Source organism: Bordetella genomosp. 13 (assembly GCF_002119665.1).
In the GTDB taxonomy this organism is placed as follows: Bacteria; Pseudomonadota; Gammaproteobacteria; order Burkholderiales; family Burkholderiaceae_B; genus Bordetella.
Map to the genome: position 1 here is coordinate 3,794,890 of NZ_CP021111.1, position 24,105 is coordinate 3,818,994.

The 24,105-nt window shown below is 68.0% G+C and carries 18 protein-coding genes; 10 read left to right on the forward strand and 8 right to left on the reverse strand.

Annotated features, from left to right (window positions below; genetic code table 11):
* The 3 genes from CAL15_RS17030 to CAL15_RS17040 all read right to left on the reverse strand — a co-directional run bounded on the left by CAL15_RS17030 (position 1) and on the right by CAL15_RS17040 (position 4,209).
* Entirely contained in the window at positions 1-1,839 is a 1,839-nt protein-coding gene (locus CAL15_RS17030) for a branched-chain amino acid ABC transporter ATP-binding protein/permease (protein WP_086079682.1), read from the reverse strand.
* 5 nt (positions 1,840-1,844) lie between these two features.
* On the reverse strand, positions 1,845-2,882 hold the full coding sequence (locus CAL15_RS17035; protein WP_086079683.1) for a branched-chain amino acid ABC transporter permease: 1,038 nt from the start codon (positions 2,880-2,882) through the stop codon (positions 1,845-1,847).
* A gap of 169 nt (positions 2,883-3,051) precedes the next feature.
* Positions 3,052-4,209, reverse strand: a complete 1,158-nt coding sequence (locus CAL15_RS17040) for an ABC transporter substrate-binding protein (RefSeq protein WP_086079684.1) — start codon at positions 4,207-4,209, stop codon at positions 3,052-3,054.
* A gap of 342 nt (positions 4,210-4,551) precedes the next feature.
* On the opposite strand from CAL15_RS17040, the gene msrB reads away from it, so the two are divergent.
* The 7 genes from msrB to CAL15_RS17075 all read left to right on the forward strand — a co-directional run bounded on the left by msrB (position 4,552) and on the right by CAL15_RS17075 (position 10,923).
* Positions 4,552-4,950 (forward strand): peptide-methionine (R)-S-oxide reductase MsrB, encoded by a 399-nt coding sequence (gene msrB, locus CAL15_RS17045; RefSeq protein WP_086079685.1) that lies wholly within the window; start codon positions 4,552-4,554, stop codon positions 4,948-4,950.
* 41 nt (positions 4,951-4,991) lie between these two features.
* A complete protein-coding gene (locus CAL15_RS17050; protein ID WP_086079686.1) occupies positions 4,992-5,561 on the forward strand; it encodes a septation protein A in 570 nt (189 codons plus the stop codon).
* Between the two features lie 24 nt (positions 5,562-5,585).
* Positions 5,586-5,879, forward strand: a complete 294-nt coding sequence (locus CAL15_RS17055) for a BolA family protein (protein WP_086079687.1) — start codon at positions 5,586-5,588, stop codon at positions 5,877-5,879.
* Positions 5,876-6,652 carry a peptidylprolyl isomerase gene (locus CAL15_RS17060; protein ID WP_086079688.1) on the forward strand — a complete coding sequence of 259 codons (777 nt, stop codon included), beginning with the start codon at positions 5,876-5,878 and terminating at the stop codon, positions 6,650-6,652. Before CAL15_RS17055 ends, CAL15_RS17060 begins: the two co-directional genes overlap by 4 nt.
* Before the next feature lie 203 nt (positions 6,653-6,855).
* On the forward strand, positions 6,856-7,389 hold the full coding sequence (locus CAL15_RS17065) for a sigma-70 family RNA polymerase sigma factor (protein ID WP_086079689.1): 534 nt from the start codon (positions 6,856-6,858) through the stop codon (positions 7,387-7,389).
* Positions 7,386-8,402: a FecR family protein gene (locus CAL15_RS17070; protein WP_086079690.1), complete on the forward strand. Its 1,017-nt coding sequence runs from the start codon at positions 7,386-7,388 to the stop codon at positions 8,400-8,402. The genes CAL15_RS17065 and CAL15_RS17070 overlap by 4 nt, the downstream gene beginning before the upstream one ends.
* A gap of 88 nt (positions 8,403-8,490) precedes the next feature.
* Positions 8,491-10,923, forward strand: coding sequence for a TonB-dependent siderophore receptor (locus CAL15_RS17075; protein WP_086079691.1), 2,433 nt, complete (start codon positions 8,491-8,493; stop codon positions 10,921-10,923).
* 35 nt (positions 10,924-10,958) lie between these two features.
* Here CAL15_RS17075 and ligA read toward each other — a convergent pair whose 3' ends face one another.
* The 3 genes from ligA to smc all read right to left on the reverse strand — a co-directional run bounded on the left by ligA (position 10,959) and on the right by smc (position 17,814).
* Positions 10,959-13,073, reverse strand: coding sequence for an NAD-dependent DNA ligase LigA (ligA, locus tag CAL15_RS17080; RefSeq protein ID WP_086079692.1), 2,115 nt, complete (start codon positions 13,071-13,073; stop codon positions 10,959-10,961).
* Positions 13,074-13,134: 61 nt separating this feature from the next.
* Positions 13,135-14,238, reverse strand: a complete 1,104-nt coding sequence (locus CAL15_RS17085) for a cell division protein ZipA C-terminal FtsZ-binding domain-containing protein (RefSeq protein WP_086079693.1) — start codon at positions 14,236-14,238, stop codon at positions 13,135-13,137.
* 45 nt (positions 14,239-14,283) lie between these two features.
* The gene (gene smc, locus CAL15_RS17090) at positions 14,284-17,814 is read right to left on the reverse strand and encodes a chromosome segregation protein SMC (protein WP_086079694.1); all 3,531 of its coding nucleotides are present in this window, start codon (positions 17,812-17,814) and stop codon (positions 14,284-14,286) included.
* A gap of 302 nt (positions 17,815-18,116) precedes the next feature.
* Here smc and lplT point away from each other — a divergent pair, with 302 nt between their 5' ends.
* Positions 18,117-19,430 carry a lysophospholipid transporter LplT gene (lplT, locus tag CAL15_RS17095; RefSeq protein ID WP_086079695.1) on the forward strand — a complete coding sequence of 438 codons (1,314 nt, stop codon included), beginning with the start codon at positions 18,117-18,119 and terminating at the stop codon, positions 19,428-19,430.
* A gap of 55 nt (positions 19,431-19,485) precedes the next feature.
* Here lplT and CAL15_RS17100 read toward each other — a convergent pair whose 3' ends face one another.
* Both CAL15_RS17100 and tsaB read right to left on the reverse strand, forming a co-directional pair.
* On the reverse strand, positions 19,486-20,451 hold the full coding sequence (locus CAL15_RS17100; RefSeq protein ID WP_232468005.1) for a uracil-DNA glycosylase: 966 nt from the start codon (positions 20,449-20,451) through the stop codon (positions 19,486-19,488).
* Positions 20,448-21,803: a tRNA (adenosine(37)-N6)-threonylcarbamoyltransferase complex dimerization subunit type 1 TsaB gene (tsaB, locus tag CAL15_RS17105; RefSeq protein WP_086079696.1), complete on the reverse strand. Its 1,356-nt coding sequence runs from the start codon at positions 21,801-21,803 to the stop codon at positions 20,448-20,450. The genes CAL15_RS17100 and tsaB overlap by 4 nt, the downstream gene beginning before the upstream one ends.
* Before the next feature lie 130 nt (positions 21,804-21,933).
* On the opposite strand from tsaB, the gene risA reads away from it, so the two are divergent.
* Complete coding sequence (gene risA / locus CAL15_RS17110) at positions 21,934-22,668, forward strand: response regulator transcription factor RisA (protein ID WP_015040250.1); 735 nt, start codon at positions 21,934-21,936, stop codon at positions 22,666-22,668.
* A gap of 34 nt (positions 22,669-22,702) precedes the next feature.
* On the forward strand, positions 22,703-24,097 hold the full coding sequence (gene risS, locus CAL15_RS17115; protein ID WP_442857419.1) for a sensor histidine kinase RisS: 1,395 nt from the start codon (positions 22,703-22,705) through the stop codon (positions 24,095-24,097).
* Positions 24,098-24,105 lie beyond the last annotated feature (8 nt).

Genomic DNA, 24,105 nt, shown 5'->3' on the forward strand with positions numbered 1-24,105 from the left:
TCATTGCGCCCCCCCGGCAGTGGCCGGCGCGCCCTGCACCGACTCGGGCAGGTCGTCGTCGATGCCGCCCAGGTAGGCCTCGAGCACGGCGGGGTTCTTCTGCACCTCGGCCGGCACGCCTTCGGCCAGCTTGGTGCCGAAATCCATCACCACCAGGTGATTGGTCAGGCGCATGACGAAATCCATATCGTGTTCCACCAGCAGGATGCTCATGCCTTCGGCACGCAGTTGCTCGAGCACCTTGGCCAGTTCCTGCTTTTCCTTGTAGCGCAGCCCAGCCGCGGGCTCGTCCAGCAGCAGCAGCACCGGATCGCAGGCCAGGGCCCGCGCGATCTCGAGGATGCGCTGCTGGCCCAGGGCCAGGTTGCCGGCCTGTTCATACAGATAATCGCCCAGGCCCACGCGCTGCAGCTGGCGTGCGGCCTCGTGCAGCAGCTGGGCCTCGCGGGCACGGTCGCCGTGCACGGCGCCCGCCACCACGCCGACGTTCGAGCGCAGGTGCGCGCCCAGCGCGACGTTCTCGAGCACCGACATGTGCGGCAGCAGCTGCACGTGCTGGAAAGTGCGGCCCACGCCGCGCCGCGCGATGCTGCGCGCCGACTGGCCGTCGATCCGCTCGCCCACGAAGCGCACCTGACCGCGCGTGGCGGGCAGCACGCCGCTGATCAGGTTGAACGTGGTGCTCTTGCCGGCGCCGTTGGGGCCGATGAGGCCGACGATCTCGCCGGCGCGCACCTTGAACGAGATGTCGTTGACCGCCACCAGGCCGCCGAACTCTTTGCGGATGCCGTCGACCTCGAGCACCGTGGCGCCGGGCTGCGGGCGGTCGCGATGGGGCAGCGCGGCCGCCTCGGGCGGGGCAGGCCGGCTGCGGCGCGAGCCGGCGGCGCCGGTGATGCGCTCCCACCACCCGGCCAGGATGGGCCACAGGCCGTTGCTGGCGTACTGCAGCACCAGGATCATCAGCACGCCGAACACGATCAGTTCGAAGTTGGCGTTGCTGCCGAACAGCGCCGGCAGCAGGTTCTGCAGCTGGTCCTTCAGCACCAGGATCAAGGCCGAGCCCAGCAGCGCGCCCCACACATAGCCGGCGCCGCCGACGACGGCCATGAACAGGTATTCGATGCCGTAGTTCAAGCCGAACGGGCTGGGGCTGACCGCGCGCTGCATGTGGGCATAGAGCCAGCCCGACAAGCACGCCAGCAGCGCGGCCCACACGAAGATGATGATCTTGTACTGCGCGGTGTGCACGCCCATGGACTCGGCCATGCCCGCACCGCTTTTCAGCGCGCGGATGGCCCGGCCCGGACGCGAGTCGAGCAGATTGCGAGTGCCCCAAAGCGCCAGCAGCACGCAGACCCAGATCAGGAAATACATGTTGCGGCCGCTGGCCAGCGAAATGCCGAACACGTCCAGCGGCGCGATGCCGGCGATGCCGTCGTGCTTGCCCAGGAAATCGAGGTTGCCGAACAGGAAGTACAGCGACAGTCCCCAGGCGATGGTGCCCAGCGGGAGGAAGTGGCCCGACAGGCGCAGCGTGATCTGCCCCAGCAGGTAAGCCACCAGCGCCGTCAGCACCAGGCCGACGATCAGCGCCGCCCAGGGCGACACGCCGTAGCGCGTGGTGAGCAGCGCGGTGGTGTAGGCGCCCACGCCCACGAATGCCGCCTGGCCGAAGGAAGTGAGGCCGCCCACGCCGGTAAGCAGCACCAGCCCCAAGGCCACCAGGCTGGCCAACCCTATGTAGTTGAGCTGGGTGATCCAGAACTCCGGGGTGAAGGACGACAGTGGCAGCGCCGCCAGCACGACGACGAAGACGATGGTAAGGATGCGGTTCATGATGCTTACTCCTCGTCGTCCACGTGGTGGCTGCCGAACGAGCGCCACACCAGCACCGGGATGATCAGCGTGAAGACGATGACCTCTTTGTAGGCGCTGGCCCAGAATGAGGAGAAGGACTCGAGCACGCCCACCAGCAGCGAGCCCGCCGCGGCCACGGGATAGCTTGCCAGGCCGCCGATGATGGCGCCCACGAAGCCCTTCAGGCCGATCAGGAAGCCGGTGTCGTAGTACACCGTGGTGATGGGCGCGATCAGCATGCCGGACATGGCGCCGATGGCCACCGCCAGCGTGAAGGTGAGGCTGCCCGACATCGAAGTGCTGATGCCCACCAGCCGCGCCCCGCGGCGATTGACGGCCGTGGCGCGCAGCGCGCGGCCGTACAGCGTCTTGCCGAAGAACAGCCACAGCGCCACGATGAGCAGCGCGCACGTGGCCACAACGAAAAGACTTTGCGCGGACCAGGTGCCGAAGCCCAGGTCGACCTGGCCGCTGACGAAGGCGGGCGTGCGCCAGCCCTCGGCACCGAAGAACACCAGCGCCAGGCCCATCAGCGCGAAGTGCACCGCCACGGACGTGATCAACAGCACCAGCACGCTGGCCTCGGCCAGGGGCTGGTAGACGATGCGATACACCATCGGACCCATGGGAATGACCAGCGCCAGCGTCAGCAGCATGTTGAGCCACAGCGAGGTGTCGGGCGCGGCGTAGGCGGACGTGAGCGCCAGCAGCGCCAGCGGCAGCACCACGCAGCCCAGCAGGACCTTGGGCAGCCCGGCCCAGCTGCCGGTGCGCGCGGCGCGCACCAGTTCGAGCAGCGTGACGACGCCCCCGAGCAGCGGCAGCAGGTACACGGTGCCCGGCACGCGGCCGTCGACCAGCATGGCCAGCGTCAGCGCGCCGAACGCGACGAACTCGCCCTGCGGAATGAAGATGACGCGCGTGACGGCGAACACCAGCACCAGCGCCATGCCCAGCAGGGCATAGATCGCGCCGTTGACGATGCCGTCCTGCAGCAGGATCAACGCAATTGTGGAATCCATCTGTGTACTACCTGTTGATTTTCATGGCGCTCCGACCCCGACCGGAGCGCTGCGAATACGACACACCGGCCCTGGGGCCGGTGCGCGGTGCCGCGGGGAAGCACGTTGCTGCGCCTGTGCGGCGCCGCTGCGCAGCGCGCTTCCCTTTCCTGAGTATGCCGGACCTCGATTACAGGCCGGGCTGGTACACCCACTTGCCGCCTTCGACCTTGACCATGACGCGCGAGCGCTCGTCGAAGCCGGCGTGGTCGGTGGGGCTCATGTTGAACACGCCCTGCGACGCGGGCAAGTTCTTGATGCCTTCGATGGCATCGCGCAGCGCGGCGCGGAACTCGGGCGTGCCGGGCTTGGCGCCCGACTTCAGGGCTTGCGGAATGGCGGCCACGATGAGTTGGCCGGCATCCCACATATGGCCGCCGAAGGTGTTGGTGGAGCCGGGGCCGTGAGCCTTCTCGTAGGTTTGCACGTAGGCCAGGGCCGACTGCTTGACGGGGTTGCTGTCGGGCAGCTGCGCGGCGACCAGCAGCGGGCCGGCAGGCAGCAGCATGCCTTCGCAATCCTTGCCGCACACGCGCAGCACGTCGTTGTTGGCGGCGCCGTGCGTCTGGTAGATGAGGCCGCCGTAGCCGCGCGCCTTCAGTTCCTTTTGCGGCAGGGCCGAGGGCGTGCCGGCGCCGGCGATGAGGATGGCGTCGGGCTTGGCCGCGACCAGCTTGAGCACCTGGCCGGTGACGCTGGTATCGGTGCGGCTGTACTTCTCGACGGAGGTGACGTTGATGCCCTTGGCCTTGGCGGCGGTTTGCATCACGTCGAGCCAGCCGTCGCCGTAGGCGTCGGCGAAGCCGATGAAGCCCAGCGTCTTGACCTTGGCCTTGACCATGGCATCGGCCAGCGCACCGGCCATCAGGGCGTCGTTCTGCGGAGTCTTGAACACCCAGCGGCGCTTGTCGTCGACCGGCTCGACGATCTTGGCGCTGGCCGCCACGCTGATCATGGGCACCTTGGCTTCGGCGGCCACGTCGACCATGGCCAGCGAGCCCGGGGTGATGGACGTGCCGACCACGACGTCGACTTTGTCCTCGGTGACCAGTTTGCGGGTGTTGCGCACGGCCTGCGTGGTGTCGGTGGCGTCGTCCAGGACGATCCACTCGATCTTCTGGCCGCCCGCCTCCTTGGGCAGCAGCGCGGCCGTATTGCGTTCGGGAATGCCCAGCGAGGCGGCGGGGCCGGTGGCGGCAAGCGTGACGCCCACCTTGACCTGGGCGCCGGCCACCATGGGCAGGCTGATCGCCAACGCGGCGGCGAACGCGGACAAATGCTTGGGCATTGTTTGTCTCCTGTGGGCTCGGCATGACCGTTTTCGGTGCTGCGAGCCTAGTTTGAAGTTATACAGAAAAACGGATTATAGGATCAAAACCGTATCAAATGCGATGTGCCGGGGGACTCGTATCTACCCTTAGAAGACGGGAGAATCCGACGTCAGCAAACGCGTTCGATAATGGCGAAACCCTACTTGAGCGGACTTCCCAGCGTCTGCTAGGGAATACCCGCAACGGTGATGCATTCCGCGCATGATTCTTCCGAGAGAGCGGTCATGATGGCCTTGCGCAAACTCGTTTAACATCGAAGATTGCTCCGAACCTTTCCCCTTGCCGGGGATCGAACCATCATGGACAAAGTACGCAAGACCGACGCCGAATGGCGCGCCATCCTCACGCCGCAGGAATACGCGGTCGTCCGCGAGAAAGGCACCGAGCGCGCCTTCACGGGCCGCTACTGGGACACCTTCCAGCATGGCATCTACCGCTGCGTGGCTTGCGGCACGCCGTTGTTCGCATCCGACACCAAGTTCGACGCGGGCTGCGGCTGGCCCAGCTACTTCGAGCCGCTGGCGCCCGATCGCGTGCGCGAAGAGCGCGACACCAGCCACGGCATGGTCCGCACCGAAGTGCTGTGCAACATCTGCGACGCGCACCTGGGCCACGTCTTCCCCGACGGCCCCGAACCCACCGGCCTGCGCTACTGCATCAACTCGCTGTCCCTGAAGTTCGAACCCGAAGCGGAATGAACGGATAACCCCCACGCCGCGCCTGCGGCCTGCTGCCCCCGATGAAAAAATTCCTCTTCGATCTCTTCCCTCTCATCCTGTTCTTCGTGGCGTATCGCTACGCCGACATCTATGCGGCAACGGCGGTGGCCATGGCCGCGTCGGTGGCGCAGATCGCCTGGCTGCGCCTGACGGGCAAGCGCATCGAGGCCACGCACTGGATCAACCTGACCGTCATCGTCGTGTTCGGCGGGGCCACGCTGTGGCTGCACAGCGATGTGTTCATCAAGTGGAAGCCCACCGTGCTGTACTGGATATTCGGCGCGGCGCTGCTGGGCGCGCGGCTGCTGATGGGCCGCAACCTGATGCGCCAGCTGATGGGCAAGCAGATCGACCTGCCGGATCCGGCCTGGGACAAGCTCAACCTCAGCTGGGCGCTGTTCTTCCTGGCCTGTGGCGCCGCGAATCTGTTCGTCGCGTTTTCGGGCCGCTTCAGCGAAGACCAGTGGGTCACGTTCAAGGTGTTCGGACTGCTGGGCATGATGATCGTCTTCGTCATCGGACAGTCGATATGGCTGGGCCGGCACATGCGTCCGACGGAACCCGCGACCACCGAAGACACCAAGGACTGACGCAGGCTCGCGCCGCCTCATGCCATGACCGACGACACCGACCGCATCGCCCTCATCCGCGCCCGCCTGGCCGCGCTGCAACCCATCGAACTCGACATCCGCGACGACTCCCACCTGCATGCCGGACACGCCGGCGCGCAGGGCGGCGCGGGGCATTATCACGTGCGCATCGTGGCCGCCTGCTTCGAGGGTTTGCGCCCCGTGGCGCGACATAGGCTGGTGTATGATCACCTGCGAGATCTCCTCCCCCATCCCATCCATGCGCTTGCGATAGACGCACAGCCTTCTTCATCAAAAATCCACAAAGGACAATCATGAAACGCCTCATCATGCTGGCTGCCGCATGCGCCGTTGCCGCGCCTGCCTTCGCGCAGAACGTGGCTACCGTGAACGGCAAGCCCATCACGCAGAAGAGCCTGGACGAGTTCGTCAAGCTGCTGGGCACGCAAGGCGCCACCGACTCGCCGCAGCTGCGCGAGCAGGTCAAGCAGGAGATGATCAATCGCCAGGTGTTCGTGCAGGCCGCCGAGAAGCAAGGCATCGCCAAGCAGCCCGCCGTGCAGACCGAGATCGAGCTGGCCCGCCAGGGCATCCTGGTGCGCGCGCTGATGGCCGACTACCTCGAAAAGCACCCCGTCACCGACGCCCAGGTGCAGGCCCAGTACGACAAGCTCAAGCAAGAGCAGTCCGGCAAGTCCGAATACAAGGTCCGCCACATCCTGGTGAAGGACGAGAAGAACGCCAACGACATCCTGGCCCAGGTGAAATCGGACAAGAGCAAGTTCGAAGACCTGGCCAAGAAGAACTCGCAAGACCCCGGCAGCGCCGAGCGCGGCGGCGACCTGGGCTGGGCGCCTCCCACCAACTACGTGCCGCCGTTCGCCGACGCCGTGTCCAAGCTGAAGAAGGGCGAACTGGCCGACAAGCCGGTGCAGACCCAATTCGGCTGGCACGTCATCCAGGTCGAGGACACCCGTCCGGTGCAGTTCCCGCCTCTGGACCAGGTGCGTCCGCAGATCGAGGAAATGATGCGCCAGCAGACGCTCAGCGCCTTCCAGAAGGATCTGCGCGACAAGGCCAAGATCCAATAAAACGCCGGGCGGCAAGTCCGCCAGGTCGCGGCTCGGGGCCATGCCCGACCGCCAGACGCCCCAGGGCCCCACCAACGGCGCCTGGGGCGTTTTGTTTTCCAGACGGGAGCGGGCCCTGTACGCAAAAGCATGGGCATGACGATGGACGCAGGGTTTTTGATAATATTGCGAACCATTCTCATGATCATCCACCCGGCTCGGCCATGCCCTCACTCGACCGCGCGCAACAGGACGCCCTGCGCGACCTATACCGCGAACATCACGCCTGGCTGCTGAATTGGCTGCGGCGCAAGCTGGGCTGCGCGTTCGATGCCGCGGACTTTGCCCACGACACTTTCTTTCGCCTGCTCGGCCGGGATGACCTGGGCCACTTGCAGACGCCGCGCGCCTATCTCACCACCGTCGCAACGCGGCTGATCGTCGATCGTGCCCGCCGCCGCAAGATCGAAGCCGCCTGCCTGGAAAGCTGGAGCGTGCTCTATGGAGACGCCAGCGAACCTTCACCGGAGACGCTCGTCCAGGCCGTGCAGGCGCTGGACAGTCTGGCTGCCCTGTTGTGTAGCCTGCCGGAAAAACCCCGCACGGCCTTTTTGCTGCACCGGCTCGACGGCTTGACCTATCCCGAGATCGGCGCCCGGCTCGGCGTGTCGGCCAGCATGGTCAAACAGTACGTCGCGGGCGCGCTGGTGCATTGCTACGCCGCCGCCTTCGGGTCATCGGAACCAGGCCAGCCATGAACGCCCCGCTTCCCGACGGCGCCGTGCCGATCCCCGACGGAAACGCCGCGCAGCCTGCCGACGCCGTCGTGCGCCAGGCCGCCCAGTGGTGCGCAACCGTGCACGGCGGACAGGCCGATGCCGCTGAACTGTCAGCCTGCCGCCGCTGGCGCGACGAACGGCCCGAACACGAACTCGCCTATCGGCGGATGGAAGCGCTGTGGGGTGGGTTCGACAGCGCCGCGTACGCCTCGCCCGGCGCGGCACGGCGCATCATCTCGGGCTCTCTTGCCCCGTCGCCTTCCTTACGCGCGAGAAAGACGACCGTCGTGCTCGCCGTCGCCATGCTCGCGGCAGCGTGCCTGGGATTGCAGCTGGCTCCGCCGGCGTGGCTGCTTGCCGACCATCGCAGCGGCGCGGGCGAGTGGCGCGTGGTGGAATTGCCTGACCACAGCCGGGTCACGCTGAACACCGATTCCGCCATCGACGTCCGGTATGACGGAGCACGACGGCTGATCGAGCTGCGCCGCGGGGAAATCCTGGTCGAGGTGGCATCCGAGGACGGCAGGCGCCCCTTCATCGTGCAGACCCGCGATGGCACGGCTCGAGCCATGGGCACGCGCTACGTCGTGCGCCTTGAAGCGGAACATACCGACGTCAGTGTCACCGAGTCCACGGTGCAGGCCTGCGCGTCTGCGCCGGGCGCGCCTTGCGCGCGGCTGGCAGCCGGCCAGCGCGCGCGCTTGTCGCCCACGGGGCTGTCAGCCCTGCCCGACCTGGCCCCCGACGTCGCAGAAAGCTGGGCCCGCGCAACGCTGGTCGTCGACAACCGTCCCGTCGCCGAGGTTCTGGGCGAACTGGCGCGCTACCGCCGTGGTCGCCTGTCGTATGACGAAAGAGCGCTTGCCGGCCTGCGCGTATCCGGCGTGTTTCCGCTCGAAGACACCGACCAGGCGCTGCAGGCGCTGTCCGCAACCCTGCCGCTGACGGTACGGCGGTACACCTCATGGTGGGTATCGATCGCGCCGCGCTGATTTATTTTTGCGCCGTGCGCTGTCCGTCCGGCGATCTGGTTCGTCATGACTCATGAGAAGCCTAGAAACAGGGAAGGATCTTCACATCATGAGTCACCTGCACGTCCCCGCCCGCACATTGGGGCGACATCTGCTGGCCGCCCTTCTGGTAGCCGCCACCGCCGGCATGCCCCCGGCCCATGCACAGTCCGAGGCCGTCACACAGGTGGACATTCCCGCCGGCCCGCTGACGCCCGCGTTGAACCGCTATGCCCAGCAGGCGGGACTGGTGCTTTCGTTCGACCCCGCCCTGGCCGCCGACAAGACCACCGCGGGGTTGCACGCGGCGGCCACGCCGGGGCAGGCCTTCGAGGCCCTGCTGGACGGCACCGGCCTGCAGGCCGTGCGCGGCGAAGGCAGGCATTACACGCTGCGCCTCATGCCCGTCGGCACTGGCGGCGTCGCGACCCTGCCCGCCGTCACCGTCACAGGGCGCCCCGAGAGCGCATGGGGGCCGGTGGAAGGCTACGTCGCGCACCGAAGCGCCACGGCAACCAAGACCGACACGGCGCTGATCGAGACGCCGCAATCCATCAGCGTGATTTCGCAGGCGCAAATGGAAGCGCAGGGCGTGGGCCGCGTGGACGAGGCCTTGCGCTATTCGGCGGGCGTGCGCACCGAGCCCATATACGATACGCGTCGCGGCACGTTCTTCATTCGCGGCTTCAACGTGTCGAACAATGGCCAGTACCTGGACGGCCTGAAACTGGCCTATTCCGGCGGCTACGGCGGCTGGGAAGTGGACCCGTACACACTGGAACGGCTGGAGGTGCTGCGCGGCCCATCGTCGGTGCTCTACGGACAGAACGTGCCGGGCGGACTGGTGAACCAGGTTAGCAAGCGGCCCCAGGACAGCGCGGCGCACGAGCTGTCGGCGCAGGTCGGCAGCTTCGACCGCGTTCAGCTGTCCGGCGACTTCACGGGTCCGGTGGATGAAGCGGGCCATTGGCGCTATCGCCTGACCGCGGTGGGACGCGAAAGCGGCACGCAGACGCGGCACGTGGACGATGACCGCGTGCTGATCGCGCCGGCGCTGACCTGGGCGCCCAGCGCCGCCACGTCCCTGACCCTGCTGGCGCAGTACCAGAAGGACCGGACGGGTAACACCGCCAACTTCCTGCCGGCTCGAGGAACGCTGTGGCCCACCGACAATGGCCGCATCCCGGTGGACTTCTTCAGCGGCGACCCGACCTACGATGCCACCGACCGCCGCAAGCTGCAGGCCGGCTACCTTTTCGAGCACAAGGCCAGCGACGCGCTGACCTTGCGCCAGAACCTGCGCTACGCCACGCTGGACGTGGATTACAAAAGCCTGGGGGCCAACGGCGGTTGGGTCGAGACGAGCGAACCCCTGCGTCGCCTGCGTCGCATCTCGCTGGTTAGTGAAGAGGACTTCCATCTCTTCTCTCTTGATAACCAGGCACAGATAGATATGCGGCACGGTCCGCTGGCACAGACCCTGCTGATCGGCGCCGACTACCAGGAGTCCCGCTTCAAGCGCCTGTACGGCCTGCGCACGGCCGCCGTGTCTCCCATCGACGCCTTCGACCCCGACTATGGGTCGCCCTTTCCTGGCGCACGCCCAGTGCCGTCGAACCGCACCGACCAGACCCGCCGGCAGTTCGGAGTCTACGCGCAGGACCAGCTCAAGCTGTACGACCGCTGGGTACTGCAGCTGGGCGGACGCTATGACTGGGCTCGGTCCGGCACCGACGAAACCACGCTGGCCACGGGCGTGACGAGACACACGCCCACCGACGATGAAGCGTTCACCGGCAAGGCCGGGCTGGTCTATTTGTCGTCAGTCGGCTTGGCGCCCTATGTGAGCTACAGCGAGTCGTTCGAACCCGTCAGCGGCGCTGACGCCGCCGGCTCGCCATTCAAGCCTACGCGGGGCAAGCAGTACGAGGCAGGCGTGAAGTACGAGCCAGCCGGCGGCAACAGTTTCGTGCAGGCGTCGGTCTTCGAGCTGCGTCAAACCAACGTGCCGACCGCCGACCTGCGCAACCCCGGGTTCAGTGTGCAGACCGGCGAAGTGCGTTCCCGAGGACTGGAGCTGGAAGGCGCATGGGAAGTGGCGCGGGATCTCAACGTGCTCGCATCCTATACGTACAACGACGTGGAGGTCACCCGAGCCGCGGCCACCGCTGTCAACCTGGGCAAGCGTCCGCCCTACATCCCGGACCACATGGCGTCGCTGTGGGTGGATTACCGCATCGGCGGCTCCGGCCCCCTGGGCCCCTTGTGGCTGGGCGCGGGCGTGCGCTACATGGGTTCGACCAACGACATCCCGGACGCCGTGAAAGTGCCCGCGTATACGTTGGTGGACGCCGCGCTGCGCTATGACTGGGAGCGCTACCGCTTCACGCTGAATGCCAGCAATCTCTTCAACCGCCAGTATGTGGCGGCCTGCGACAGCGTGACCAACTGCTATTACGGCATCGAACGCACGATCATGGCAAAGGTCAGCTATCGCTGGTAGCGCATTGCGTGCGCGTCCCGGCGCCCGGGCACGGATCAGGCCGTGCCCAGCAGCTTCTTCAAGCCATCCTCGTCCAGGATCGCGATGCCCAGTTCCTGAGCCTTCTTCAGCTTGCTGCCGGCATCCTCGCCCGCCACGACGTAGGCCGTCTTCTTCGAGACGGACCCGCTAACCTTGCCGCCGGCCGCCTGGATGTACATGGACGCCTCTTCGCGCGTCCAGTTGGGCATGGTGCCGGTCAGCACGAAAGTCTTGCCGGACAGCGCGGTGTTCTGCTGCGGCTGGGCCTCGGCCACGGGGTTCACGCCCTTTTCCCGCAGCTGCGCGACGATCTCGCGGTTGTGCGGCTCGGCGAAGAAACGATGGATCGACCCCGCCACCACCGGTCCCACGTCGGGCACGGCCAGCAAGGCCTCTTCGGTGGCATCCATCACGGCCTCGATCGAGCCGAAATGGCGTGCCACGTCGCGTGCCGTGGTCTCGCCCACGTGGCGTATGCCCAGTGCGAACAGCAGTCGTCCGAGCGTGGGCTCGCGCGCGCGGTCGATGGCCTGGACCAGGTTCTCGGCCGACTTGCGGCCCATGCGTTCGAGCGCGGCCAGTTCCGGCGCGCGCAGGCCGTAGATATCGGCCAGCGACTTCACGCGGCCGCTGTCCACCAGCTGGTCGACCACTTTCTCGCCCAGCCCCTCGACGTCCAGCGCCTTGCGTCCGGCCGCGTGCAGCAGGGTCTGCTTGCGCTGCGCCGCGCAGAACAGGCCTCCCGTGCAGCGCGCGATGACCTCGTCTTCGAGGCGCTCGATGGCCGAGCCGCATACCGGGCAATGCGAGGGGACCTTGAACAGCGGCGGCAGCTCGCCGCTGCGCTTTTCCAGCACGGGTCCCACCACTTCGGGAATCACGTCGCCGGCGCGGCGCACGATGACGGTGTCGCCGACGCGCACATCCTTGCGCTCGATCTCGCCCTCGTTGTGCAGCGTGGCATTGGTGACGGTGACGCCGCCCACGAACACCGGCTTCAGGCGCGCCACCGGCGTGATGGCGCCCGTGCGGCCCACCTGCACCTCGATGTCCAGCAATTCGGTACTGGCCTCTTCGGCCGGAAACTTGTGCGCCAGCGCGAAGCGCGGCGCCCGCGCCACGAACCCCAGCACGCGCTGCGCGGGCAGCGAGTCGACCTTGTAGACCACGCCATCGATGTCATAAGGCAGCGAGGCGCGGATCTGGCCCACGCGCTCGTAGAAGGCCAGCAGGCCCTGCGCGCCCTCGGCGCGATGATTGTGCCGCTCGTTCACGGGCAGGCCCAACTCGGCCAGCCAATCGAGCATGGCGCCATGGTGGTCGCGCGGCAAGGTGGACGCGTCGCGCACGCCCGGGGCGGGCTCGTCGTAGCGGTCGGCCACGCCCCTGGGCAGGCCGTGCACCTCGCCCCAGCTGTAGGCGTAGAAGCGCAGCGGGCGCTTGGCCGTGATGCGCGGATCGAGCTGGCGCAGGCTGCCGGCGGCGGCGTTGCGCGGATTGACGAAGACCTTTTCGCCGCGCGCGGCCTGCGCCTGGTTCAGACGCTCGAAGTCGGCGCGGTTCATCAGCACCTCGCCGCGCACTTCCAGCACCTTGGGCGCGCCGTCGCGCAGCCGCAAAGGAATGCTCCGGATGGTGCGGATGTTGGCGGTGACGTCTTCGCCGGTTTGGCCGTCGCCGCGCGTGGCCGCCTGCACCAGGCGGCCGTCTTCATAGCGCAGGCTGATGGCCAGGCCGTCGAGCTTCAATTCGCAGAAGTATGCGGCCTGCGCCTCGGGGCCCAGCAGGCCGGCGCCGCGCAGCGTGTCGGTGACGCGCTTGTCGAACGCGGCCACGTCGTCGGGCTGGAAGGCGTTGCCCAGCGACAGCATGGGCACGGCGTGGCGCACGCTGCCGAATTCGGACAGCGGCGCGGCGCCCACACGCTGCGTGGGCGACTCGGGCGTGACGAGTTCCGGATGCTCCGTCTCGATGTCGGCCAGTTCGCGCATCAGCGCGTCGTAGTCGGCATCCGAGATCGAAGGATCGTCATGGATGTAGTAACGGACGTTGTGCTGTTCGATCTCGGTGCGCAGCACCGCAGCGCGTTCGGCTGGCGAGGCGCCGGCATCGGGCCTGCGCGCGCTCATGGACGCACCCGGACTCCGGCCGCTAGGCGCGATCCGGCGCCTTGGAAAGGCAGTGCCCGGCTCACGAGAACACCCTCAGGGCGCGCTCGCCGCCGGCCGGCAGGCCGGCCTGCTCGAGCTGCTGGAACAGCACCTGCAGACGCTCGTCGATGACCTGCTCGGCGCCCTCGGCCAGCGGCTTGCCCTGGTCGTCCACCAGTTCGGCGCCGAGGCGCGCGGCCAGTTCGCGGCCCACGTCGACCATGCGGCCGAAGGCCTGCGCATCGGCCGGGCTGCAGGGCACGTCGAGCAAGAGGTACAGGCGATCGATGGGGGCGCCGTCGGCCTCGAGCGGCGCGCCGTCGGCGCGCGACAGCGTGAAGCGCGCCACGCCGCTGTCGCTCGGCCAGGCCAGGCGCGCGCCGTCCGGCGTGAAACCCTGTTCCCGCGCCGCGGCTACCACGTCCAGGGCGGGCTGGCGCACGCCCATGACCAGCGTCAGGCCCACCTGCGTGTCCAGCGCGGCGCAGGTGTCGTCCAGGCGCGCGGCCTGCTCGAGCACAGCCTGCTGGTCGGGTCCCTCGATACTGCCTTCGAAGCGTTCGGCCAGGTCTTGCGCGCGGGCCCAGGCCTGCGACCATTCGATGGCCGTCAGCGGGCCGCTGCGGTTGGCGAGCAGCACGGCCAGCTGCATGGACACATAGGATTCCTGCACATGCACCCGGGCGCGATGGAGGTGCCCGTCGGTTTCCGCGAACACGCGCAACGGCTTGCGGCCGGCGCTGCGCAGGCCTTGCATGTAGGGCAGCAGGTCGGCGCCGCGCGCGGGCTCGGCGAAATGCACTTCGATGACCACTTCGCACGCGGGATCGGGCTCTTGCGGATCGTCGATCTCGGCGGATCCGGGCGCGGACGAGGATGCGGCGGACGTGGAGGCGCCGCCGAAGCCGGGTTCGCGCCGCGCGTGCTGCGGGCCGGCGTGCGACGCCGCATGCTGACCCGCCGCGGAGGCCGCGGCCGACCCGGCGCGCGAATCGCCCGCGCCCAGCAGGGGATCCTGTTCAGTGCCCGGGAAATGAGCCTGCATCCTGCGGCGTACCCGGCGGTCCTGCCACCAGTTGAACCCCAGCACCAAAAGGATGAACAGCACACCCAGGGCAATCAGCCCGATCTGCAAATCGCTCATGTATCAATCCCACGCCCACGCAGGGACGCGCTTTTCACTCTAGGGTTACGCTGCTTCGGTCGCCATTTGCACGGCCGAATCGATATCTACGGCAACGATACGCGAAACGCCCTGTTCCTGCATGGTGACGCCGACCAGTTGCTTGGCCATCTGCATGGCGATCTTGTTGTGCGAGATGAACAGGAACTGGGTCTGCTCGCTCATGGCGCTGACCAGGTTCGCATAGCGTTCGGTATTCGCATCGTCCAGCGGCGCATCCACTTCGTCCAGCAGGCAGAAAGGCGCCGGGTTCAGCTTGAACAGCGCGAACACCAGCGCGGTCGCGGTCAGCGCCTTTTCGCCGCCCGACAACAGATGAATGGTGCTGTTGCGCTTGCCCGGCGGCTGCGCCATGACCTGCACGCCCGCATCCAGGATCTCGTCTCCCGTCATGGTAAGCTTGGCCTCGCCGCCGCCGAACAGGCGCGGGAACAGTTCACCAAAGTGACCGTTGACGGTGTTGAAGGTTTCCTGCAGCAGTTCGCGCGTCTCGCGATCGATCTTGCGGATGGCGTCTTCCAGCGTCTCGATGGCGGTCAGCAGGTCTTGCTGTTGCGCATCGAGGAAGGTCTTGCGCTCGCGCGAGCTGGTCAGTTCGTCCAGCGCCGCGAGGTTGACCGGCCCAAGGGCATCGATCTGGCGCGAGATGCGGCCGACCTCGGACTGCAGCCAACTGGCGCGGCGCCACTCGTCGGGCTGCTCGGCCAGTTCGCGGGCCAGCGCCTCGCGGTCGACCTCGCGCGCATTGAGCTGTTCGGTGAACTGCTCTTCGGCCAGGCGCGCGGCCTGTTCCTGCAGCTGCAGTTCGGTGATGCGGGCGCGCAGCGGCTCGAGCCCGCGCTCTTGCTGCATGCGCTGTTCGTCGGCGCTGCGCAGGCCGGCGGACAGGTTGTCGAGTTCCTGGCGCGCGCGGTTCAGGGCTTCCTCGCGCTCGGCGCGCTGCTCCAGCGCGTCCTGCAGGCCGGCCTGCGAGGCCGACGCGTCGAGATCGGAAAGGTCGCTCTCGAGCTGTTCGAGTTCGGTGCGGGCGCGCTGGCTCTGGTCGGCGGCCAACTGGCGGTTGCGCTGCAGATCGCCGATGCGGACCTGCACGCTGCGTTCGGCGAACTCGGCCTCTTGCGCGGCGCGCTCGAGTTCGCGCAGCGTGGTGCGGGCGGCCTCGGCCTGCGCGGCCAGGTCTTCACCGGCCATCTCGGCATCGGCGAAACGCGACTGCACCTCGGCCAGTTCGGCGTCCAGCGTCTCGAAGCGGGCTTCGGCTTCTTCGCGGGTGGCGCGCAGGTCTTCCTCGTGCGCGGCCAGTTCGTCGATGTCCTGCCGCAGGCGCGCCGCGCGCTCGCCGGTCTGCTCAGCCTGCTGCTGCAGGCGCGAGTGTTCGAGCTGGATGTCGTGCACGCGGCGCGTGACCTCGGCCACGCGCTGGCGCGCCGGCGCGATGGCCTGCGACACCTGCTGCCAGGCGGCCTCGGCGCGCGCGACGGCGGCGCGGGCCTGGTCGGCGATGAGTTGCTGCGCCTTGATCTCGCGCTGCAGGTTCTCGATTTCCTGCTGGCGGGCCAGCAGGCCGGCCTGTTCGGAATCGGGCGCGTAGAAACGTACGCTGTGCGCGTCGACCAGGTGGCCGGCCTTGACCACGCACGCGGCGCCTTCGGGCAGCGCGGCGCGCCCGGCCAGCGCCTGGGCCAGGTCGGGCGAGGTATAGACATTGCGCAGCCAGTCGTTCAGCAGCGCCTTCAGGTCGGGATCGGTGATGCGCAGCAGGCTGGCCAGCGGCGTCAGGCCCGCCGGGGCGGCGGGCGCCGGCGCTGGCGTGGGCAGCTGATAGAAGGCCAGGCGGGCGGGCGGCGCATCTTCGGCGAAGGCGCGCGCCCAATCGAGGCTGCGCACTTCCAGCGCGGCCATGCGTTCGCGCAGCACGGATTCCAGAGCGGTTTCCCAGCCGGGCTCGACGTGCAGCTTCTGCCACAGGCGGCCCAGGCCGGCGAGTTCGTGGCGCGCCAGCCAGGGCTCCAGCGCCCCCTGCTTCTGCACGTCTTCCTGCAGCTTGACCAAGGCGGCCAGGCGAGCTTCGAGCCGCGCCAGGGTCTGGGCCTCGGTGTGGGCCTCGGACTGGGCGCGGCTGCGCTGCGCATCGGCCTCGGGCACGCGGCCTTCGAGTTCGGCGAGTTCGCCTTGGGCGAACTCGAGTTGGTCCTCGCCCGCGGCGCGATCGCCGGCCAGTTGTTCCAGTCGCGCCGGGTCCGGCGCCTGCAGTTCGCGCAACTCTTGCTGCAGGCGCTCGCGGCGCTGCTCGAGCGTCTGCAGCTGGCGGTCGGCGTCGCGCTGAGTCTGGGCGGCCAGCGCCAGGTTCTGTTCGACGCGCGCCAGGTCGCCGCGCATGCTGTCGCGCGAGGCGGCCGCCTCGCGCACGCGAGCCTCGATGCCGGGCAGCGAGGCGTGTGCATCCTCGGCGCGGGCGCGGGCCTCTTCAGTGCGCGCGGCGCCCGTGGCGAGGTCCTCCTCGGCTTGAGCGATCTGCTCGGTGCAGTGTTCCTGCTGGGCGCCCCATTCGGCGATCTGCGCCTGCAACTGCTCGCGGCGCGCCTGCAGGCGGTTGCGCGAATCGACCACGTGGCGGATCTCGGCCTCGAGCCGACTGACCTGGGCGTTGGCCTCGTACAGCTGGCCCTGGGCGGCATGCACGGCATCGCCCGCGGCGTAATGGGCCTGGCGGCGCGACTCGAGTTCGGCCTCGCCGGCCCGCAGGCTGGCGATGGCAGCCTCGAGCGCGTTCTGCGCCTGGGCCATGTCCTGGCTCTTGCGCTGGCGCTCGTCGCGCGCGCCGGTTTCCTTCAACAGCCACAGGGCGAATTGCTTTTTCTCGCCGTCGGCCTGCAGGTCGCGATACTGGCGCGCCACTTCGGCCTGGGCCTCGAGCTTCTCGAGCTGGCTGCCCAGTTCGCGCAGGATGTCCTCGACGCGGGTCAGGTTCTCGCGTGTGTCCGACAGGCGGTTCTCGGTTTCGCGGCGGCGCTCTTTATAGCGCGACACCCCTGCGGCTTCTTCGAGGAACACCCGCAGCTCTTCGGGCTTGGCCTCGATCAGCCGGTTGATCATGCCCTGCCCGATGATGGCGTAGCCGCGCGCGCCCAGGCCGGTGCCCAGGAAGATGTCGTGGATGTCGCGCCGACGGACCTGCTGGTTGTTGACGTAGTAGCTGCTGGTGCCGTCGCGCGTCAGCACGCGCCGCACCGCGATCTCGGCGTAGGTGCTCCATTGCCCCGCGGCCCGGCCCTCGCTGTTGTCGAACACCATCTCGACCGACGCCCGCGCGGCCGGCTTGCGGTTGCCCGAGCCGTTGAAGATGACGTCCTGCATGGACTCGCCGCGCAGTTCGGACGCCTTGGCCTCGCCCAGCACCCAGCGCACCGCATCGATGATGTTCGACTTGCCGCAGCCGTTCGGCCCCACCACGCCCACCAGCTGGCTGGGAACGGGGATGACGGTGGGGTCGACGAACGACTTGAAGCCGGCGAGTTTGAGCTGGGTGAGGCGCACAGTACGAAGACGGAGCGGGTTGTATGAACGGACCGGGTGGGACGGAAAGACGCGCGCGGGGGCCTTGCGTATGGACCTGACGACGGCCGCGGATACGAAAGCGGCCCCTGGGGGCCGGCGGATACGGGTCGTATGATACCCCAGGCCGACAAGGCGGAAACGTGAGCAATCGTAGGGTGGCGGCGCATGCGGGCCGGGCCTCGGGGCCGGAGCCATTACATGGACGCTATACTCGCTGGACACGTAGTCGATAGCGCAAACTTTCCGCCAGCGGCGCGGCCGCGGGCAGCGGGGACATCCTTTTGAAACGCGGGTTTTATCTGGTCATGGCCGCGCAGGCCTTCTCGTCCATGGCGGACAACGCGCTGTTCATTGCCGCGATCGCCCTCATCCTCGAACTGAGCGGCCCAGACTGGATGGCTCCGGCCATGAAGTGGACCTTCGCCCTGTCGTACGTGGTGCTGGCCGCTTTCGTGGGCGCGGTGGCCGACACCTTCCCCAAGGGTCGGGTCATGTTCGTGACCAACGCGCTGAAGGTCGGCGGCTGCCTGATGATGTTCTCGTACGCGAACCTGGGCGTCGAGCAGGGGTACCAGCCCTACCTGGTATGCCTGGCCTATGCCGTGGTCGGCGTGGGCGCCGCGGCCTACTCGCCGGCCAAGTATGGCATCGTCACCGAGATGCTGCCGCCCAACAAGCTGGTGGTGGGCAACAGCTGGATCGAAGGCCTGACCGTGCTGTCCATCATCATCGGCACGGTGCTGGGCGGCGCCCTGATCTCCCCCAAGGTGTCCCAGCTGCTGCTGACGCACCCGACCATCGGCGGGCTGGTGCACACTCCCGCCGAGGCTGCCATTCTGGTGATCGCCGCGGTCTACCTGCTTGCGGCGCTGTGCAACCTGCTGATACCGCCTACCCACGTGCGCTATCCGCCTCAGCAGAAGAATCCCATCCGCCTCGTCCGTACCTTCGGCGGCTACGTGCGCGTGCTGTGGCGCGACAAGCTCGGCCAGATCTCGCTGGCCGTCACCACTCTCTTCTGGGGTGCGGGCGCCACGCTGCAGCTCATCGTCATCGAATGGGGCCGCGATCACCTGGGCTACCGGCTGGACGAAGCCTCCGTGCTGATGGGCGTGGCCGCGGTGGGCACGGTGGTGGGCTCCGTCCTGGCCGGCCGCATCCCGCTGCGCAGCGCCCTGTGCGTGCTGCCGGTAGGCGCCGGGATGGGGCTGGTGGTGCTGCTGATGCCGCTGGTCTATTCGCCCTGGGCCATCTATACGCTGCTGCTGATCATCGGCGCGCTGGCCGGCTTCTTCGTGGTGCCCATGAACGCCCTGCTGCAGCATCGCGGCCACGTGCTGCTGTCGGCCGGGCACTCCATCGCGGTGCAGAACTTCAACGAGCAGCTCAACATCTTGCTGATGGTCGCCGTCTACACGCTGATGCTGTGGGCCGACATGTCCATCAACACCATCATCGTGGTGTTCGGCCTGGTGGTGTTCCTGCTGATGGCGCTGGTCATGTACTGGAGCCGCCTGAACCGCCGGGCCGACCCCGAGCTGCTGCACCAGATCGGCCAGGAAGGCCACGGCAAGGCGCTGGGCGCGGGCCACTGAGCCGGCCGCGCGCCGCGCTGCCAGCCGCTAGCCGCACGTCGCCAAGCGCGCGCCACTAGCCGCGCGCCGCCAGCCGAAGATCCTGCCAGCTGCGGGCTTTTTCGATGGGGCTGCGCAGCAGATAGGCCGGGTGGTAGCTGACGACGACCGGAATCTGCCTGCCCTCGCTTTCCACATGGTGCACGCGCCCGCGCAGGTTGCCGATGGTGGCATCGGTGCCCAGCAGCGTCTGCGCCGCGAAGCGCCCCAGCACCAGGATGCGCTCGGGCTTGAACAGCGCGATCTGCCGCATCAGGTACGGCGCGCACGCCGCCACCTCTTCGGGCGTGGGATTGCGGTTGCCGGGCGGCCGGCACTTGATCACATTGGCGATGAACACGTCGCGCTCGCGGCTCATGCCGACCGAGGCCAGCATGGCGTCCAGCAACTGGCCCGAACGCCCCACGAAGGGCAGGCCCTGCCGGTCTTCCTGTTCGCCGGGCGCCTCGCCCACCACCATCCAGCGCGGATTGGCCGCCCCCATGCCGAACACGGCATGGCGCCTTCCCTGGCACAGTCCGCACGCGGTACAGCCCGAGACCATGCCGTGCAGCGTTTCCACGTCGGCGGCTTCGATCCGGCGCAGGCGGGCCTGTCTGTCTTCGGCGGACTCTTGCGCGACGGGCGTCGCGGCGCCGCGCGCGGCGGCGGGGGCCGGCCGGGCGGCAGGCGGCGTGGGACGCGCGGCAGCGGCCGCGGCCCCTGCTTCAGCAGTTGGCGCACGCGAAGGCGCGGCGGCAGCGGACCGCGCCGGCGCCGCAGGCGCGGCCGGTGACTGTGCTGGCCGCCCCACTGCTGCGGCTTCCCTCGCGGCCACGCGCGCAGGCTCCTGCGCCGGCACGAGCGGCGCCGGCTCGGCCACCTGCGGCTTCGGCTCGCGCAGCCACGTCTTCTCGATGCCGATCTCACGCAGCCACAGGCGCTGCAGCGGATTGACGCGCGGGGCGGCCATGCCGCCGCCCGGGACGGGCTGGCCGGTCATTCGCCGCTCCGCGCGATGGACTTGTACATCACCAGCGCATCCTCGCGTTTGCCATTACCGCTGGGATAATAGCCCTTGCGCACGCCGACCTTCAGGTAGCCCGCGCGTTCATAGAAGCGCAACGCCCCGGGGTTGGAAGGCCGCACCTCGAGCAGGATGCCCGGAAGGCCAGCCTGAGACGCGCGCCCCTCACACCATGCCAGCAGCCGATTGCCCAGGCCGCGGCGATGCAGCGCCGGCTGCACGGCGATGACCAGCAGATGCGCCACGTCGGGCGCCAGCATCAACACACAGAACCCGGCCAGCCGGCCGTCCTGGCGCAGCACGCAGCCCGGATAGCCCGCGGCCAGCCCATCGGCGAAATTGCCGCGGGTCCAGGGAAAGGCCTGCACCCGGGCCTCGAGATCGGCGATGTCGTCCAGGTCGGCCGCGGTCATCGGTTGGACTTCTACGGGCTGAGCGGCGCCGGATGAATCAACGGACTGCGCTTCGGCGGGCGCCCCCACGCCGGGCGCTTCCGGCACATCGGGCGCCGAAGCCGAGGAAGCCTCCACAACCGACGGCACGCACGCGGCGGCCGCTGCCATCTGGCTGGCCGCGCGCGGATTTCCGCCCTGGCCCGCCATCCGCTCGGCCGTCGTGAATGCGACCTTGTCGCGCACGTACAGCGGGGCGGCCTCTTCGGGCGGCACGGCTTCGCCGCGCAGCCAGGCGCGGTGCGCCAGCCGCGCCACCGCGGTCGCCGAGGGGCGGCCCGCGCCGCTGCGATGCTGGCCGGTCCCCGCCTCGGCCAGCGCCGGATAGGCATCCCAGGCATCGCCGGCCAGCAGCAGGTGCACGTCGCGGCCGGCCTGGCCGGACCATTGCGGCAGCTGATGCAGGGCCCACGGCATGACCTCGGCCGCCGCGATCAGCATGGGGGACTGCATTTCGCGCCAGCTGTCGGCCAGGCGCAGATAGGCGGCCAGGTATACCTCTTCCATGCGCGCGTCCAGCGCCACCAGCGCGACCTGGCCCTCTTGCGCGCCGCTGTCGTCCGCCACGGCCAGATGGGACACGACGGGCAACACCGGCACGCCCAGGCCCAGGGCCACGCCCTGCGCCACGCCGCAGGCCACGCGCAGGCCCGTGAAACCACCCGGGCCCTGGCCGAACGCCACCGCATGCAGGGCCGCAGGCCCCAGGCCGGCGCGCGCCAGCAACTCTCGCGCCATGGGAAGCAGGCGCTCGGCGTGTTCCTGGGCGCCGTCGTGCTCGAGCAGGTCGATGCGCTCGGGGCCGGCGTCGTCCCGCAGCAGGGCCACGCCGCAGCGCGACGACGAGGTCTCGAAGGCCAGAATGTTGAGGTTCATGATACGGAATTGTACGAAATCAGGGGAATCTCCCTGAAAAAACCGAGAGATTTCAACCGATACGCGCAATGTGTAATATCTTGTGAATTCGCGATTGCCCCCGGTTCTTGTCACTGTTACATTTCCGGCCATGAATACTCAAAACACCACCCCCATCCGCAAGATCCTCGTCGTTGACGACGATCCTCGTCTTCGCGATCTGCTGCGGCGCTACCTGTCGGAACAAGGGTTCAACGTATTCGTCGCCGAGGATGCCAAGGAAATGGGCAAACTCTGGCAGCGCGAACACTTCGACCTGCTCGTCCTCGACCTGATGCTGCCCGGCGAAGACGGCCTGTCGATCTGCCGCCGGTTGAGGGGCGGGCACGACAACACGCCGATCATCATGCTCACGGCGAAAGCCGAGGAAATCGACAGGATCGTCGGCCTCGAAATGGGCGCGGACGACTACCTGTCCAAACCGTTCAATCCCCGAGAGCTGCTGGCACGGATCAACGCGATCCTGCGACGCCGTGGTACCGAGGAACACCCGGGCGCGCCCAGCCAGGAAAACGAATCCATCGCCTTCGGGCCCTACGTGCTCAACCTGTCCACGCGCACCCTCACCCGCAACGGCGAGCAAGTGCCCATCACCACCGGGGAATTCTCGGTGCTGAAGGTATTCGCCCGCCACCCCAAGATTCCGCTGTCGCGCGACAAGCTGATGGAACTGGCGCGCGGCCGCGAATACGAAGCGTTCGATCGCAGCCTGGACGTACAGATCTCGCGTCTGCGCAAGCTGATCGAGCCCAACCCCTCCAAGCCGGTCTTCATCCAGACGGTATGGGGCCTGGGCTACGTCTTCGTCCCGGATGGCGGAAGCTGACCGAAATGCCCGTTCCGGGCAGGAGCGCGGTCTCGTGCCCCGCCTACGCAGAATCTTTCGCAATCTGACATCACGTCTGCGCCTGGGCTTGTTCGGGCGCACGTTCCTCTTGCTGGCCACGCTCATGCTGGTCAGCCTTGGCGCGTGGCTGCAGGTCTTCTTCAGCATGGAGCTGGGACCGCGCGCCAACCAGATGGCCCAGCGGGTGATCACCGCGGTCAACATCACCCGCACCGCCCTCATCTACTCGCAGAACGACGAGCGCAGCAAGCTGCTGCTGGACCTGGCCACCAACGAAGGCATCCAGGTCTATCCCCGCGAGGTCACCGACTTTACCGAAGGCCTGCCCGACGACGACTACTGGCAGCGCGTCGCCCAGCATATCCGCGCCCGCTTCGGCACGGACACGCAGATCGCCTGGGGGGTCAATCAGGTACCCGGCTTCTGGGTCAGCTTCCAGATTGACCAGGATCTCTACTGGCTGGTGTTCGAGCGCGAACAGATCGGGCTGACCGGCGGCATCGAGTGGCTGGGCTGGGGCGCTACCGCGCTGCTGCTGTCACTGGTGGGCGCGGCCGTCAGCGTGGGCTTCGTGAACCGGCCGCTCTCTCGCCTGGCGCGCGCCGCGCAGGTGCTGTCGCGCGGCGAAACGCCGGCGCCCCTGCCCGAGCAGGGGCCGCTCGAGATCCGCGACCTGAATTCCGCTTTCAATCGGATGTCCAAAGACCTGCGGCAGGCCGAAGCCGACCGTGAACTGATGCTGGCGGGCATCTCGCACGACTTGCGCACGCCGCTGGCGCGCATGCGCCTCGAAATCGAAATGAGCGGTGTGTCGGAAGATGCACGCCAGGCCATCGACGACGACCTGGCTCAGATCGACCACAGCATCGGCCAGCTGATGGAATACGCCCGCCCTGCCGGCACCCTGCCCCAGTTGGCGACCGACGTGTCGTCGGTGCTGCAAGAGCTGTACGAGCGCGAGCGCAGCCACACGGCCTCGCTGGGCGGCGAGCTCGAGGCCAATATCGAGCCGGGCCTGCGCGCGCGCATCACGGCGCTCGACCTGAAGCGCATCGTAGGCAATCTCATCGAGAATGCCCGCCGCTACGGCCGCTCCACCGACGGGCTGGCCCACCTGGTCATGACGGTGCAATCCGAGGGCAGTATTTTGGCCATCGAGGTCTGTGACCGCGGGCCGGGCATCGCGCCCGAGGAAGTCGAACGCCTGCTGCGCCCCTTCTCGCGCGGCGAGGCTGCCCGCACAGGCGTCAGCGGCGCGGGCCTGGGCCTGGCCATCGTCGAGCGGCTGCTGAAACACGTCGGCGGTTCGCTGAAAATGCAGCCGCGACCAGGCGGCGGACTGACGGCGCGCATAGAGCTGCCCAAAGCCAAATTTAGAAATTATCAATTAGACATCGAAAACCAATAGCGTAAAAT